General features: G+C 40.3%; 16 protein-coding genes. 4 read left to right on the plus strand and 12 right to left on the minus strand.

Translation table 11 applies throughout. From position 1 onward, the window contains the following. Nucleotides 1-109: 109 nt before the first annotated feature. The 4 genes from ASC42_RS04015 to ASC42_RS04030 form a co-directional block, all read right to left on the minus strand. Nucleotides 110-691: a lysophospholipid acyltransferase family protein gene (locus ASC42_RS04015; protein ID WP_055440660.1), complete on the minus strand. Its 582-nt coding sequence runs from the start codon at nucleotides 689-691 to the stop codon at nucleotides 110-112. Next, nucleotides 691-1,368, minus strand: coding sequence for a (d)CMP kinase (cmk, locus tag ASC42_RS04020; RefSeq protein WP_055440661.1), 678 nt, complete (start codon nucleotides 1,366-1,368; stop codon nucleotides 691-693). Before cmk ends, ASC42_RS04015 begins: the two co-directional genes overlap by 1 nt. Nucleotides 1,369-1,443: 75 nt before the next feature. Then, the gene (locus ASC42_RS04025; RefSeq protein WP_055440662.1) at nucleotides 1,444-1,623 is read right to left on the minus strand and encodes a YpfB family protein; all 180 of its coding nucleotides are present in this window, start codon (nucleotides 1,621-1,623) and stop codon (nucleotides 1,444-1,446) included. Nucleotides 1,624-1,676: 53 nt separating this feature from the next. Next, nucleotides 1,677-2,336 carry a flagellar brake protein gene (locus ASC42_RS04030; protein WP_055440663.1) on the minus strand — a complete coding sequence of 220 codons (660 nt, stop codon included), beginning with the start codon at nucleotides 2,334-2,336 and terminating at the stop codon, nucleotides 1,677-1,679. Between the two features lie 138 nt (nucleotides 2,337-2,474). On the opposite strand from ASC42_RS04030, the gene prsW reads away from it, so the two are divergent. From prsW to ypeB, 3 genes are all read left to right on the plus strand, one after another. Next, nucleotides 2,475-3,149 carry a glutamic-type intramembrane protease PrsW gene (gene prsW / locus ASC42_RS04035; protein WP_055440664.1) on the plus strand — a complete coding sequence of 225 codons (675 nt, stop codon included), beginning with the start codon at nucleotides 2,475-2,477 and terminating at the stop codon, nucleotides 3,147-3,149. Between the two features lie 107 nt (nucleotides 3,150-3,256). Continuing rightward, nucleotides 3,257-4,114 (plus strand): spore cortex-lytic enzyme, encoded by an 858-nt coding sequence (gene sleB, locus ASC42_RS04040; RefSeq protein ID WP_425339067.1) that lies wholly within the window; start codon nucleotides 3,257-3,259, stop codon nucleotides 4,112-4,114. A 12-nt stretch (nucleotides 4,115-4,126) separates the two neighbouring features. After that, the gene (gene ypeB / locus ASC42_RS04045) at nucleotides 4,127-5,473 is read left to right on the plus strand and encodes a germination protein YpeB (RefSeq protein WP_055440666.1); all 1,347 of its coding nucleotides are present in this window, start codon (nucleotides 4,127-4,129) and stop codon (nucleotides 5,471-5,473) included. Nucleotides 5,474-5,484: 11 nt separating this feature from the next. Here ypeB and bioA read toward each other — a convergent pair whose 3' ends face one another. From bioA to ASC42_RS04065, 4 genes are all read right to left on the minus strand, one after another. After that, nucleotides 5,485-6,849 (minus strand): adenosylmethionine--8-amino-7-oxononanoate transaminase, encoded by a 1,365-nt coding sequence (gene bioA / locus ASC42_RS04050; RefSeq protein ID WP_055440667.1) that lies wholly within the window; start codon nucleotides 6,847-6,849, stop codon nucleotides 5,485-5,487. Further along, nucleotides 6,825-7,493, minus strand: coding sequence for a dethiobiotin synthase (gene bioD / locus ASC42_RS04055; protein WP_055440668.1), 669 nt, complete (start codon nucleotides 7,491-7,493; stop codon nucleotides 6,825-6,827). Before bioD ends, bioA begins: the two co-directional genes overlap by 25 nt. Nucleotides 7,494-7,573: 80 nt before the next feature. After that, nucleotides 7,574-8,554, minus strand: a complete 981-nt coding sequence (locus ASC42_RS04060; RefSeq protein WP_055440669.1) for a YpdA family putative bacillithiol disulfide reductase — start codon at nucleotides 8,552-8,554, stop codon at nucleotides 7,574-7,576. Nucleotides 8,555-8,623: 69 nt separating this feature from the next. After that, the gene (locus ASC42_RS04065) at nucleotides 8,624-9,889 is read right to left on the minus strand and encodes a Glu/Leu/Phe/Val family dehydrogenase (RefSeq protein ID WP_035046061.1); all 1,266 of its coding nucleotides are present in this window, start codon (nucleotides 9,887-9,889) and stop codon (nucleotides 8,624-8,626) included. 184 nt (nucleotides 9,890-10,073) lie between these two features. Here ASC42_RS04065 and ASC42_RS04070 point away from each other — a divergent pair, with 184 nt between their 5' ends. After that, nucleotides 10,074-10,760 carry a PIG-L deacetylase family protein gene (locus tag ASC42_RS04070; protein WP_055440670.1) on the plus strand — a complete coding sequence of 229 codons (687 nt, stop codon included), beginning with the start codon at nucleotides 10,074-10,076 and terminating at the stop codon, nucleotides 10,758-10,760. A 27-nt stretch (nucleotides 10,761-10,787) separates the two neighbouring features. On the opposite strand, the gene ASC42_RS04075 is transcribed toward ASC42_RS04070, so the two are convergent. From ASC42_RS04075 to ASC42_RS04090, 4 genes are all read right to left on the minus strand, one after another. Then, nucleotides 10,788-11,375 (minus strand): genetic competence negative regulator, encoded by a 588-nt coding sequence (locus tag ASC42_RS04075; RefSeq protein WP_032099910.1) that lies wholly within the window; start codon nucleotides 11,373-11,375, stop codon nucleotides 10,788-10,790. 81 nt (nucleotides 11,376-11,456) lie between these two features. Continuing rightward, a complete protein-coding gene (locus tag ASC42_RS04080; protein ID WP_032099911.1) occupies nucleotides 11,457-12,377 on the minus strand; it encodes a MerR family transcriptional regulator in 921 nt (306 codons plus the stop codon). An 82-nt stretch (nucleotides 12,378-12,459) separates the two neighbouring features. Next, nucleotides 12,460-13,221: a metallophosphoesterase gene (locus ASC42_RS04085; RefSeq protein WP_055440671.1), complete on the minus strand. Its 762-nt coding sequence runs from the start codon at nucleotides 13,219-13,221 to the stop codon at nucleotides 12,460-12,462. Nucleotide 13,222: 1 nt separating this feature from the next. Then, complete coding sequence (locus tag ASC42_RS04090) at nucleotides 13,223-13,597, minus strand: hypothetical protein (RefSeq protein WP_032099913.1); 375 nt, start codon at nucleotides 13,595-13,597, stop codon at nucleotides 13,223-13,225. Between the last annotated feature and the right edge of the window lie 36 nt (nucleotides 13,598-13,633).

Genomic DNA, 13,633 nt, shown 5'->3' on the forward strand with positions numbered 1-13,633 from the left:
GAAATATATGTTCAATGGGCGAACAACGATGTGCTCGTCCATTTGACACACAGAAAAAAATTCCTTTTTTACTAATCTGTATTAAAACATCCATTTTGTCAAGTCATAACTATTGATGTTTATGCAAAAGTTGTTGAATGTGTTCCATAATGACGGCTGTTACTTCATCAGCACTTGCTCTTCTTTCTCGCCACGGCGCAAAATCAATTGGAGCACCGTATACGACTTTTAACTTTTTCCCAACACGATAAGGACCGATAATAGCACACGGCACAACAACCGCTTCGCTACGCAACGCAAAAAATCCTGCTCCTGCCAGCCCTTTTTTCAATTTTCCATCTTTACTTCGCGTTCCTTCTGGAAATAATCCGAGTACTTTTTTTTCTTTCAATAAAGCTAAACCTGTTCTTAATGCCTCACGGTCGCCCATTCCACGACGAACGGGGAACGCATGTAGACGTGAAACGAGTTGTTTCACAATAGGTGTGCGGAACAGTTCTTCTTTTGCCATAAAATGAACTGGGCGCGGACATGTAATGCCGACGACAGGCGGATCTAAGTTGCTAATATGATTGGCACAAATCATGACAGCACCTTCTTTTGGGATATGCTCTACCCCACTTACTTCAATACGGTAAAGCGGAGTAAGCACTTGTTTTACAACTGTACGAGCAAACGTGTAAAAACTCACTACCCCTCCACCCTTTCTTGAACGATGCGCATAATACGATCGACAACCTCATCAATCGATAACGATGTCGTATCAATTTCAATGGCGTCTTCTGCTTTTTTTAATGGAGCAACCGCACGTTCAGAATCAATTTGGTCACGCCGAGCAATTTCTTCTTTTAGTTGCTCGAAATCAGACGGAATACCCCTTTTTACATTTTCTTCATGGCGCCGTTTAGCTCGCTCTTCAACAGAAGCAAGCAAAAAAATTTTCACTTCAGCATGTGGCAACACATGTGTGCCGATATCGCGACCGTCCATGACCACGCCGCCATGTCGACCTAACTCTCGCTGACGTTTGACCATTTCTTCGCGCACAGCTGGATGTTTCGCTACATACGATACGTTATTTGTAACATCATTCGTTCGAATCGCTTCGGTCACATTTTCACCATTCGCAAACACAAGCTGTCCACTTGGCGATGGCTTTAATTCAATATATGTATCATGAAGTACATTCATTAATTGTTTTTCGTTATGAACGTCTACTCCGCGCTGAAGAGCGCAATATGTTAAGGCGCGATACATCGCTCCTGTATCAATATAAACGTAAGATAATGCTTCCGCTAATCGTTTCGCGACCGTGCTTTTACCAGCAGCCGCCGGTCCGTCAATCGCGATCGAAAGTTTCTTTTCCATAATGCCTCCTGTGAATCAGTTTGTTTTCAACAAAAAAGCAGGAACGCCCCTGCTTCTTATATTGTACCATACCGCTTATCGTTGGTCGAATGTTTCAATCGTTTTTAATACGGAATTTTTCATGACACCTTCGTAATGAACGACTTTTACAATATAAGGAGCCAACGACGAATGAGAAATAACAAATTGAGCAATAAGCAAAAAAATAAATTGAATGATTGCTAGCTTCCATAACATTCGTTCCACTGTCTTCATTCGTTTCTCCCTCTCTGTCATTTTTATCTTATTATGAGAGAGAACGTATCGATTTATGCGTCAAACTGCTCTTTTTTTCTTAACTCAAGCTGTTTTTCAAAGCTGTAACGAATTAATGTGAGCCGATCGACATCGCTCACTTCTAAAAACTGCAAAGATGCTTTTACGACGTTTTCTTCAAATATACGAACAACGCGTGCAGGAAAACGTAAATAATGATAATCCCCTGAACGCATATGCAGCACGAGCCAAATTTCAATTGTCATCCCATGTTTTAACCCTGTTTCGCGATGTGGCAATACAATCGCTGCTCCCCCTGCACTTATGTCGCTTGTCACTGTCGTAAATGGAGCAAACTCATCATTGAGAGGATGAACAGCAACGTCTACAATCGTTTCAACACGTACGAACTGACGACGTTGAATGCGTAGAAGGTGTCGATCCCCTGGATATGATAAAATGAGCAACGGAATGTTTTGTTTTGTGCGACCTAACACTTCCGCTTCAAACGCATAAACAGCTTCATCCTCGCCGACAAAACTGACTTTTAATTGCGTTCCGTCTAACAAAAAAGCTGTGCGATTTGTGCTCATATCAATTGGGTAATCAATATAAATTTTTCCTTCTTCTATTTCAGCTACTTTACACTTATACTTCTCCATTTGCTCGCTATATTTTAGTTCAAGCGTTAACGGTACTCCAATTTTAATCAATGTGTAAGTCCCCCTTGCTAAAAACATTTCCGTCTTTCCATTTGGTATATGAAAAATACACCTCATAGCATTTTCAATTTGACAATAACATGATACCATCAAAATGAAAAGAAAAGAATTGGGAACGAGGAAGAATTTATGTGGGCTATTATTTCTGCGGGCATTGCTCCCGGACTAGCGTTGCTCAGTTATTTTTATTTGAAAGACGAATACGAAACCGAGCCGTTATCACTCGTTTTGCGCATGTTTTTATATGGTGCATTTTTAGTTTTTCCGCTTATGTTTATCCAGCACGTATTAAAAATTGAACATATGTTACCAAATCCTTTTGTTGAGGCGTTTTTATCAACAAGTTTATTGGAAGAGTTTTTTAAATGGTTTATATTTTACTATGCCATTTATGATCATCGGGAATTTAACGAACCGTATGATGGCATTGTTTATGGAGTGAGTGTATCACTCGGGTTTGCTACGCTTGAAAATATTTTATATTTATTTGCAAACGGGGTAGAGTTTGCAGTTACTCGCGCGCTTTTACCTGTGTCAAGCCATGCATTGTTTGGTGTTATTATGGGTTTTTATTTAGGAAAAGCAAAATTTGGGTTACCTAAAAAACAAAGAAATTATATATGGTTTTCTTTCCTTCTCCCATTTTTATTTCATGGCATATATGACTATATTTTATTAACACAAGAACGTTGGATATACTACATGCTCCCCTTTATGATTTTTTTATGGTGGCTCGCTTTACGAAAAGTCAAACTTGCAAAAGGAATGACGATAGAGATCGCACAATCATCAAGTCAGGCGTAACGCTTGGCTTTTTATTATGCCGTTTTGTTTGTCTCATGTATAAAAACGTCATTGTGACAAAAAATAGCGTTAAAAGGTATTGTTTACACATCAAGGGAGGAGTCACAATGCGCAAATGGTTCATTTGTTTATTTTTGATTTTTTCGTTTAGTTATACATCGCAGGCACATGCATTTTCTAAACAAGTCATTCAACGCGGAGCTGTCGGTGATGATGTCATTGAACTACAAGCAAGATTGCAATATCTCGGCTTTTATAGAGGGAAAATTGATGGGGTGTTTGGTTGGCGAACATATTGGGCGTTACGCAACTTTCAATACAAATTTAAGTTGCCTGTAGACGGATTAGTTGGAGAAACGACAAAGCAAAAATTAGTACGCGCCTCAAAATATTACAAATCGTTTGTTCATAGCAATTTAAGAAAAGGAAACACGTTTACTCATTATGGTGGCATTCCATTAAGCAAACAAGTCAAGGTACGTCAAACGAAAGCCAAAAATCAAGCAACTGCAACGAGAACAACAAATAAGCAAGCAAACAAAACGACAAATCCTCAGCAAACAGCTGTAAAACGTGTAAAAACGGCTGCAGTAAATGTACCAAATGGCTTTTCTCAAAATGATATACAACTGATGGCGAACGCTGTGCATGGTGAAGCGCGGGGTGAACCGTATATCGGCCAAGTAGCTGTTGCAGCAGTCATTTTAAATCGTATCAATAGTCCTTCGTTTCCAAACACAGTAGCTGGCGTCATTTTTGAACCAGGAGCGTTTACAGCTGTCGCAGACGGACAAATTTGGCTCACTCCAAATGAAACATCCCGCAAAGCGGTACTTGATGCGTTAAACGGGTGGGATCCATCTAGCGGAGCGCTATATTATTTCAATCCAAACACAGCAACAAACGGATGGATTTGGAGTCGTCCACAAATTAAACAAATTGGAAAACATATTTTTTGTAAATAGGAGGGGAGTTTTTTGCTACGAATTTTACTCATCGCCGCTCTATCGATTGGCATTGCTGGCACAGCATATTGGGGTTATCGGGAACACCAACAAAAAAATGCGATTTTGATTCATGCGGAAAACAACTATCAACGTGCATTTCACGATTTAACGTATCAAATCGACTTGCTTCACGACCAAATTGGAACAACGCTTGCCATGAACTCCCGGCAATCGCTGTCACCTGCGCTTGCGGAAGTATGGCGTCTTGCCTCTGAAGCGCACGCAACTGTTGGGCAGCTCCCTCTTTCTCTTTTGCCTTTTAATAAAACAGAAGAGTTTTTGTCTAATATTGGTTCATTTAGCTACCGTGCGGCGATTCGGGATTTAGATAAACAACCGTTAAATAATGAAGAATATAAGACATTACAACAACTATATAAAAAGTCTGCTGATATTCAACAAGAGTTGCGAAATGTGCAACATCTCGTATTAGAAAACAACTTGCGATGGATGGATGTTGAGCTGGCACTCGCGACAAACAACCGTCCAAACGACAACACAATTATTGACGGGTTTAAAACGGTAGAAAAAAACGTCCAATCTTATAACGAAACCGATTTCGGTCCTTCGTTTACAAACGTTGAAAAGCGAACAAAAGGGTTTGAACATATTTCTGGAAAAAAGATTACGAAAGAAGAAGCAAAACAAATTGCAAAAACATTTCTTAGGCTAAAAGGAAATGAGGAAATACAAGTTGTTCATAGCGGAGAAGGAGCGAGTGATGCGTTTTATAGTGTGACAATTAAAAATCCAAAAACAAAGAGTGAGACGTATATGGATATTACCGAAAAAGGGGGATACCCGATTTGGGTTATTGAAAATCGCCCGGTTAACAAACAAAACATCAGTTTAAATGACGCAACGATACGCGGGCTTCGCTTTTTAAAACAACATAAATTTAACAACTTCGAACTGTACGAAAGTACGCAGTATGATCATGTCGCTGTGCTCACGTTCGTTACAGCACAAAACGGTGTTCGTATTTACCCCGAATCGATTAAAATGAAAATCGCACTAGATGATGGAAACATTATTGGTTTTTCCGCTCGCGACTACTTATCGTCAAAACGTGAACGAACCATCCCAAAACCAGCGATTTCGATTGAACAAGCACGTAAAAAAATGAATCCGAATGTCACCATTATGGAAGAAAGAAAAGCGATTATTATGAACAATGTAAATCAAGAAGTACTTTGCTATGAATTTTTAGGAACGCTCGGAGACGACACATACCGCATTTTCATTAATGCACAAAATGGAATCGAAGAAAAAGTAGAAAAACTTCAAAATCCTGAACCTATATATGGTGAAATATAAGGGGCTAGCAATCAGCCCCTTTTTTCTGTCGTTTCGATGATGGCGTCACGCATAATAGTGATCATCGCTTCTAGTTGTTCAAATGTACTAGCTAACGGTGGCATAAAGACGATGACATCCCCTAGTGGACGTGTTAGCATCCCTTTTTCTCTCATCGTTAGCGTAGTTTTATATCCCATACGTTCGGCCCATGGATACGGTTCGTGTGTATGACGATCACGCACAAGTTCGATGCCACACATGAGTCCAAGCTGGCGCACATCACCAACATGATCGAGCTCAGTAAACGATGCAAGTTGTTCAGCAACGAACACCGCCTTTTTCTCTATTTGTTCTATTAGTCGCTCACGCTCAAAAATTTCTATGTTAGCTAAAGCAACTGCACAACCGAGTTGGTTTCCTGTATAAGAATGTCCGTGAAAAAACGTTTTAAACTCTGTATAATCGCCATAAAACGCTTCATAAATCGTTTCAGTTGTCAATGTAGCTGCAATTGGCAAATAACCGCCAGTAATACCTTTTGCAACCGTCATGATATCAGGTTTCACATTTTCATGCTCGATCGCAAATCGTTTTCCTGTCCGTCCAAAGCCCGTAGCTACTTCATCGACAATCAATAAAATGTTATATTTCCGACATAATTGTTCTACTCCTTTTAAATATCCCGTTGGCATTACATGCATGCCACCTGCTCCTTGAATCATCCCTTCGACAATCATAGCTGCAATTTCTTCATGATGTTCAGCAAATATTTTTTGTAACGCCTCTAACGCTTCATCACGCACAACGTTTGGATCGTTGCTCGGATGACGATAGACGAGCGGAAATGGGGCTTTATAGCTCGTAAACATAAGCGGTTCATATACGGTATGAAAAATGTCGATGGCTCCAACGCTAATGGCACCAACTGTGTCTCCGTGATAGCCGTTTGTCAGCGTGACAAATTTTTGTTTTTTATCTTCTCCGATATTCCGCCAATATTGAAAAGCGATTTTTAACGCAATTTCTACAGCTTCTGCTCCACTATCCGAATAAAACACGCGGGTTAAATGGCTTGGCGTCCATTCGATTAATTTTTCGGCTAATGCAATAGCAGGAACATTCGCTGCACCTAAAAGCGTCGAATGGGCAATTCGTTCAAGTTGAGCCCGAATCGCATCGTCCATTTCTTTTTTTCGATGGCCATGAACGTTTAACCAAAGAGATGAATATCCGTCATAATATGTTTTTCCGTTCACATCCGTCAAAAAAATACCTTCACCGCTTTCAATGACGAGTGGGTGTTGTTCATAATCTTTCATTTGTGTGAACGGCAACCATAAATATGTTTTACTTTTTTCAATCCACTCGTTCATTGCCACCATTCCTTTCTCCATATAATTTCACCACGTAAAAAGTTCGTCATATGCGAAATTTCACCAATGACCGGGATATGTGTCATCGCTTCAATCATTCGTATGTTCTCTTGTTCAATTTCATTTTTTGGTGTAGAAAAGCCGTTCATGATAATGCCAGCTATTTGTAAACCAAATGATTTCGCATATTGTACAGTTAACACCGTATGGTTAATCGTCCCGACACTCGCCCGAGCAACAATAATGAGCGGAAGAGATAACAACTGAGCTAAATGAGCAACAAGAAACGATTCGTCAACGAGCGGAACAGCAATTCCTCCTGCACCTTCGACAAGTACGAAATCATGCGTTTGTTGTAGCCTTCTCATATGTAACAAAATACGATCTGGTTCTATTGTGACCCCATCAATTTTTGCAGCGAGATGTGGGGAGCAAGGGGTTTTTAGTAAATATGTACATCCATCTTCATCAGTCACATTGATCACTTTTCGATACATGTCCACATCAGGCGCAACCCATTTTCCATCTCGCCATTGCGCTCCGCTTTGCACAGGCTTATAAGCCGTTGCACATATACGTTTGTCAGTAAGGGTTTGCAACATGCAGGCAGTAACAAATGTTTTTCCGACATCTGTGTCTGTCCCTGTAATGAAAAAACCTTTCATAATGTTCCTCTCCCTTTTATATTGTTAACTTTTATTTTATTACAGTTAACAATATAAAACAACAAAAAAATGCCCGAGCGTTACTCGGACACTTTTTTCTCTCTTTTTGCAATACATGCAGCAATGAAGTCGCCATGGAAACGACCGTTTTCAATAAAAATTTCATTGGCGTTATTTCCAGCCGCAATAACCCCGGCAATAAAAATACCTTCCACATTTGTTTCCATCGTTTCCGGGTTGTACATTGGTCGCCCTGTTTCTGCATCAATATGAACGCCCATTTTCTTTAAGAAATCGTGATCAGGATGATATCCCGTCATCGCAAAAACGAAATCGTTTTTTATTTTCTTTTCTTCACCATTTACTGTATAAATGACCGCATCTTCTGTAATTTCTTTCACATGAGCATTAAATTCCATTGTAATGACACCTTGACGCACAAGCGAGTCAAACTCAGGTAAAATCCACGGTTTAATGCTGGAAGAATATTGTGAACCGCGATACAAAACGGTGACGCGCGCCCCTGCTTTTACAAGTTCTAGCGCTGCATCAACACTTGAGTTTTTTCCCCCAATGACGACACAATCTGTATTGTAGTATGGATGGGCTTCTTTAAAATAATGGGTCACTTTCGGCAAATGCTCTCCAGGTACATTCATATAGTTCGGATTGTCATAATACCCTGTTGCAATAATGACGTATGTCGCTTCGTACGTATCTTTACTTGTCTCCACAATAAACGTTCCATTGGCTTGTTTCTTCACGCGCTCTACTTTTTCAAACGAATGAACACGAATATTTTTTCGCGTCACAACTTCTCGGTAATAAGCAAGGGCTTGATTGCGCTTCGGCTTGCGATTTTCTGTAATAAACGGTACACCACCAATTTCTAAACGATCACTCGAACTAAAAAATGTTTGATGTGTCGGATAATGATATATTGAATTGACGATATTTCCTTTTTCGATAACAAGCGGTGAAAAGTTTGCGTTTTGCAAAGCAATCGCAGCTGCTAATCCGCACGGTCCTCCACCGACAATAATCATTTGTTCTTTTTTCACTTGACGCTCACCTCAATAAAAAATCTCCTATCATACAATGATAGGAGATTTTTTGCGTTCGTGCAAACATTAAATCCAACCGCGGAAACGGCACGCTTCCGCCATTTTACGCACACCGACCATATAAGCTGCTAAGCGCATATCGACGCGACGTGTTTGAGCAGTTTCATATACGTTATTAAACGCTTTCACCATCACTTTTTCAAGTTTTTCTTCCACTTCCTCTTCCGTCCAGTAATATCCTTGATTGTTTTGCACCCATTCGAAGTAAGAGACCGTTACACCACCAGCGCTTGCTAAAACGTCAGGAACGATCAAAATGCCACGCTCCGTTAAAATTTCTGTCGCTTCTAATGTCGTTGGACCGTTTGCCGCTTCGACAACGATTTTCGCTTTAATGTTGTGCGCATTTTCTTCTGTAATTTGGTTTTCAATCGCAGCTGGCACTAAAATGTCGCACTCTAATTCAAGCAACTCTTTGTTCGTAATTGTATTTTTAAACAGCTTCGTCACTGTACCAAAGCTGTCGCGACGATCTAATAAGTAATCAATATCAAGACCATTTGGATCGTATAAACCGCCATATGCATCAGAAATGCCGATCACTTTCGCTCCAGCATCATGCATAAACTTCGCCAAATAACTTCCCGCGTTACCGAATCCTTGCACAACAACACGCGCGCCTTTTAAGTCGATGCCGCGCTTTTTAGCCGCTTCGCGAATACAAATTGTAACACCTTTAGCTGTTGCCGTTTCACGACCGTGTGAACCACCGAGTACAAGCGGCTTTCCTGTAATGAATCCCGGTGAGTTAAATTCGTCAATACGGCTATATTCATCCATCATCCACGCCATAATTTGCGAATTTGTAAACACATCAGGCGCAGGAATATCTTTCGTTGGACCGACGATTTGGCTAATGGCACGAACGTAACCGCGACTTAGTCTCTCTAACTCACGGAATGACATCGTACGCGGATCGCATACAATTCCGCCTTTTCCACCGCCATACGGTAAATCAACAATCCCACATTTTAAACTCATCCAAATAGAAAGTGCTTTCACTTCACGTTCTGTCACATTCGGGTGAAAGCGAATACCCCCTTTAGTTGGACCGACCGCATCGTTATGCTGTGCACGGTAGCCAGTAAACACTTTTACTGAGCCATCATCCATGCGCACCGGAATTTTCACCGTTAACATGCGCAACGGCTCTTTCAACAGCTCATACACCTCTTCAGGATATCCGAGCTTTTCAAGTGCTCTATGTATGACGATTTGCGTTGCTCGTAGGACATCATGTTTTTCTTCGTTGGTATGCTTTTCGGCTACCATTTGTAAACCTCCCATAACCTTTTGTAAAATATTGTCCGCCTTTCATGTCATAGTATACACCTTCTATGCGCATATGCAAAGAAGTTTTTATTGATTTTTTGTAATCGTTTTCAAAAAAAAACGATCATTCACATGACAATACGAAAGCGATATAATGAACATACGATAGAAAGGGGCGAAAAAGATGAAAAAACGAATTTTATTTTGTTTTGCACATCCTGATGATGAAACGTTTACGGTTGGAGGATTGCTTGCCTCATTAGCGAAGCGTGAGGATATCGAAACGATCGTATATAGTGCGACGCTTGGCGATGCTGGAAAATGCGGAAATCCGCCAGTTTGTACAAAGGAACAACTCCCTCACGTACGTAAAAAAGAATTAGAACAAGCGACAACTATTTTAGGTGTTGATTACGTCGTTACCGATACATATCCCGATGGAAAACTACCCGAATATGAAACACAACTTGTTGATTCGATTCGTCTCATCATTGAACAATATAAACCGACCGTTGTCGTCACTTTTCCGCCACATGGTATTTCTGGACATCGAGACCATCAAGCGATTCAGCGAGCTACCTATCAAGCAGTAACATCAATGGATCATATTGTCGAACAGTTGTATTACGTGACTGTCGTTGGTCGTTCGAACCGTTACGGTGACCCAATCGAAAACATTGATATCGTCTTTACGTTTACAGATGAAGAAGCAAAAAAAGTGCGCGAAGCTTTACTTGCGCACCGCACGCAACATTTATCTGTCGAGCGCGTGTTCCCGACTATTCATCATGACTCGTTTCATAAGTTTCAAAATCGTGAATACTTTATACGTGCATGGTCAAAAGAAAGTGAGCCACCATATCCGTTTTAAAAAATAACCTTCGCGCATGGGCGAAGGTTATTTTTGTACAAAGTATTTATATAGTTGGGCGATCGCTTCGTTGGCGATCAATTTTTTGCCGTACTCTTCGACACGATAAATCGTTAATGTGGATGGGCTGCCGTATTCAGCCAAAATAGCAACAAAGTCATCTGTCGGGATAACGGATTCAGCAAAATGTAAATAAAAGCGTCCTTCATAACTGTAAAGTGAGCCGCCATGACAACCGAGCGAATAAAGACGCGTTGCTAATTGAATGACATCTTCAAACGTTTGAAATTCGAAAAATATATCATCGCTTTCATCTAGCGTTACTTGCATTTCAATATAATCGTCGCTAAACTCGTCTTCCTCATCTGTCATCTCACCTTCGCTCGTTACGATCACGACCATGCCCTGTGCCGGTAAAGAGTACACTTCAACAGCGACCGACCCGTTAATTTCAAAGCCGAGTTCCTCACTTGCTTCCTCAATCATATCACGAAATAGTTCATGCACTTTAAACGTGTCTTTCCATAAATCTTCTTTCGTTAAACCGCGCTCGACTAGATCATCAAATGTGAGGAATATTTTAATTTTATTGTAGTTTAAGCGTTCAAGCCGCATAAACATCCCTCCTTACCTACACAGACTTTACTGTTAGCATATGACGAACGTGTAAAAATGTTCGTCATGTTACTAATGAGTTTACATCGTTTTCTCCCTTTTAGACAAGTATTTTTCATTCGATTTTAACCATTCATCCCATTGCTCTTTTGACTGTCCGAGAAGATGATCACGATACTTGCTTTTTATTTGTTCATCAACTTCATCAAACGCCCGTCCACCGATTCCAATACGAATATGTGGATATGTTTGTTTCAATTGATCGACAAGTTGTAGTGTCGCTCGTACATTTTGGTGCAATGTGCACGATAAAAAAATATAAGACGGCTTCACTTCATGGATGACAATCGGTAAATCTTGTTGCTGAATGCTTGCCCCTAAATAAATGGTTTCATAGCCTCTTCTACGCAAATATAAAGTAAAAATAAGTAATCCAAGTTCATGCCATTCATTTGGCCCGCAAACAGAAATTGTTTTCGGAAGCAAGCGATTCACTGGAATCATAGAAAAGGCCATACCAAGTCGTGAGCGTAAAAAGGCGGAAGCGAAATGTTCATGCGCGCTCGTAATTTTTTCATTTTCCCATAAGTCCCCGATCCTTACAAGAAGTGGACTTAATATGTCAAGTGCAACTTTTTCAACCGTATATAAACTGAACGCCTCGTTTAGCAATTCATGTGCTGTCCACTCTTCAAATGATAAAAGGGCTTGCAATAACCGTTCGCGAAGCGCAGTGACATGATCTTCTGCTTGTATATGCATTTCTGACGGTCGCTGTTCTAACAGCGAAATGGCTTGGCTAATTGTAAACCCTTGATTTACTTTATCAACGAGCCATTTTAATATTTGTACTTGCTCTTCTGTATATAGACGGTGCCCTGCTTCATTTCGCGGTGGGGCAATAATTTGATAACGGCGCTCCCACGCTCGCAACGTCCCAGGTTGAATCCCTAGCATGTTTGAGACCGCCTTCACATTATATTTTCCTTCTTGTGTTGACATACAAAATCCTCCATATCTCGCGTCATTCTGTCAACATTATAGCGGATGTGAAGGAAGTGTGTAAAATTTGTATAGGTTTTGCTTAACTTTTTTTATGTTTTAACTCAATGAGATGCGTTTCCACACGTGCACCTAAACGAAGTGGAAGCGTCGTCGTCCCATACCCGTTACTAACAAGCAACATCGTTCCATTTACATTTTGCAAACATCCTTTTTCATATAAACCAAACGGTCCGAGACGAATTTGGCCGCCATGCGTATGTCCGCTTAAAACGAGATCAATTCGATGTTGTGGCATGATTTTCTCAATGATGCGTGGATCGTGACTAACGAGAATGCGAAACGTTGTATGCTCTGCGTCACTTAACGCAAGATCGAGCCGATCTCGCTTTTTATTCATATCATCAACACCGAGCAAAGCGATGCAATCACCTTGCTCACTTTCAAACGTAACCGCTGTATTATCTAATATTTTTACACCGCTTCCAAGTAGTAGTGCGTCTAACTCATGGTAATCTACTTCATAGTCATTGTTTCCCCAAACAAAATAAACAGGGCCGAGTTGTTTTAACAATTCAATATTTCGTTTGACACGTGAAAATGGGACCCCTTCTTCAGTTAAATCGCCGCCGATGATGACAAGATCGACTTTTCCTTTTAATGAGTCAATAAACGTTTCAGATATGCGTCGACGATGAATATCTGAAATAAAAAAAAGACGAAAGCGCGAAAAGCTTTCTGGAAACGTTGGAAATGATAATGAATGAAAAACTACTCGATGACGATGCGCTTCGATCCACATGTATATCATAAATGCAACAAAAGCTACGATAATATACACCATATTAACTTTCCCTCTCTTTGTATACGTTCATTGACATCATACCATATGCGAAAGAAAAGAGAAAAAAAATGATCGTTTTTTTTACATCAATCATCGACAATATAAAAAATGTAAGCAGTACAGTATACGAAAGAAACTGCTCTTTTCGGTTCGTTGTCTCCTTTCGCCACGCTTGTAACGTATGCCAAGTGGCTGAGCGAATTAAAATCGCATTAGAAATAAAACCAATAAAAAAACTAACAAGCGCAAAAAATGTTTTCATTGGATCGAAAATGATATCCGTTAAAAACACTTCCAACACGAACGGATCTACCGTTGGCGTCCAAGCAATCATAAAATATCCACATAACAATCCAACAATAAAAAGAAACCACATGTTGCTCCCTCCCTTTCTCAACATATGAAGCGAGAG

Source organism: Anoxybacillus suryakundensis, assembly GCF_001418025.1.
GTDB lineage: Bacteria > Bacillota > Bacilli > Bacillales > Anoxybacillaceae > Anoxybacillus > Anoxybacillus tengchongensis.

Excerpts from the sequence above, each read along its gene's own strand:
- bioA (WP_055440667.1), bottom strand. The coding sequence starts at position 6,849 with ATGGAGAAAGGAATGGTGGCAATGAACGAGTGGATTGAAAAAAGTAAA.
- ASC42_RS04080 (WP_032099911.1), bottom strand. The coding sequence starts at position 12,377 with ATGTCAACACAAGAAGGAAAATATAATGTGAAGGCGGTCTCAAACATG.
- sleB (WP_425339067.1), top strand. The coding sequence starts at position 3,257 with ATGCGCAAATGGTTCATTTGTTTATTTTTGATTTTTTCGTTTAGTTAT.
- prsW (WP_055440664.1), top strand. The coding sequence starts at position 2,475 with ATGTGGGCTATTATTTCTGCGGGCATTGCTCCCGGACTAGCGTTGCTC.
- ASC42_RS04025 (WP_055440662.1), bottom strand. The coding sequence starts at position 1,623 with ATGAAGACAGTGGAACGAATGTTATGGAAGCTAGCAATCATTCAATTT.
- ASC42_RS04065 (WP_035046061.1), bottom strand. The coding sequence starts at position 9,889 with ATGGTAGCCGAAAAGCATACCAACGAAGAAAAACATGATGTCCTACGA.
- bioD (WP_055440668.1), bottom strand. The coding sequence starts at position 7,493 with ATGAAAGGTTTTTTCATTACAGGGACAGACACAGATGTCGGAAAAACA.
- ASC42_RS04070 (WP_055440670.1), top strand. The coding sequence starts at position 10,074 with ATGAAAAAACGAATTTTATTTTGTTTTGCACATCCTGATGATGAAACG.
- ASC42_RS04090 (WP_032099913.1), bottom strand. The coding sequence starts at position 13,597 with ATGTGGTTTCTTTTTATTGTTGGATTGTTATGTGGATATTTTATGATT.
- cmk (WP_055440661.1), bottom strand. The coding sequence starts at position 1,368 with ATGGAAAAGAAACTTTCGATCGCGATTGACGGACCGGCGGCTGCTGGT.
- ASC42_RS04085 (WP_055440671.1), bottom strand. The coding sequence starts at position 13,221 with ATGGTGTATATTATCGTAGCTTTTGTTGCATTTATGATATACATGTGG.
- ASC42_RS04075 (WP_032099910.1), bottom strand. The coding sequence starts at position 11,375 with ATGCGGCTTGAACGCTTAAACTACAATAAAATTAAAATATTCCTCACA.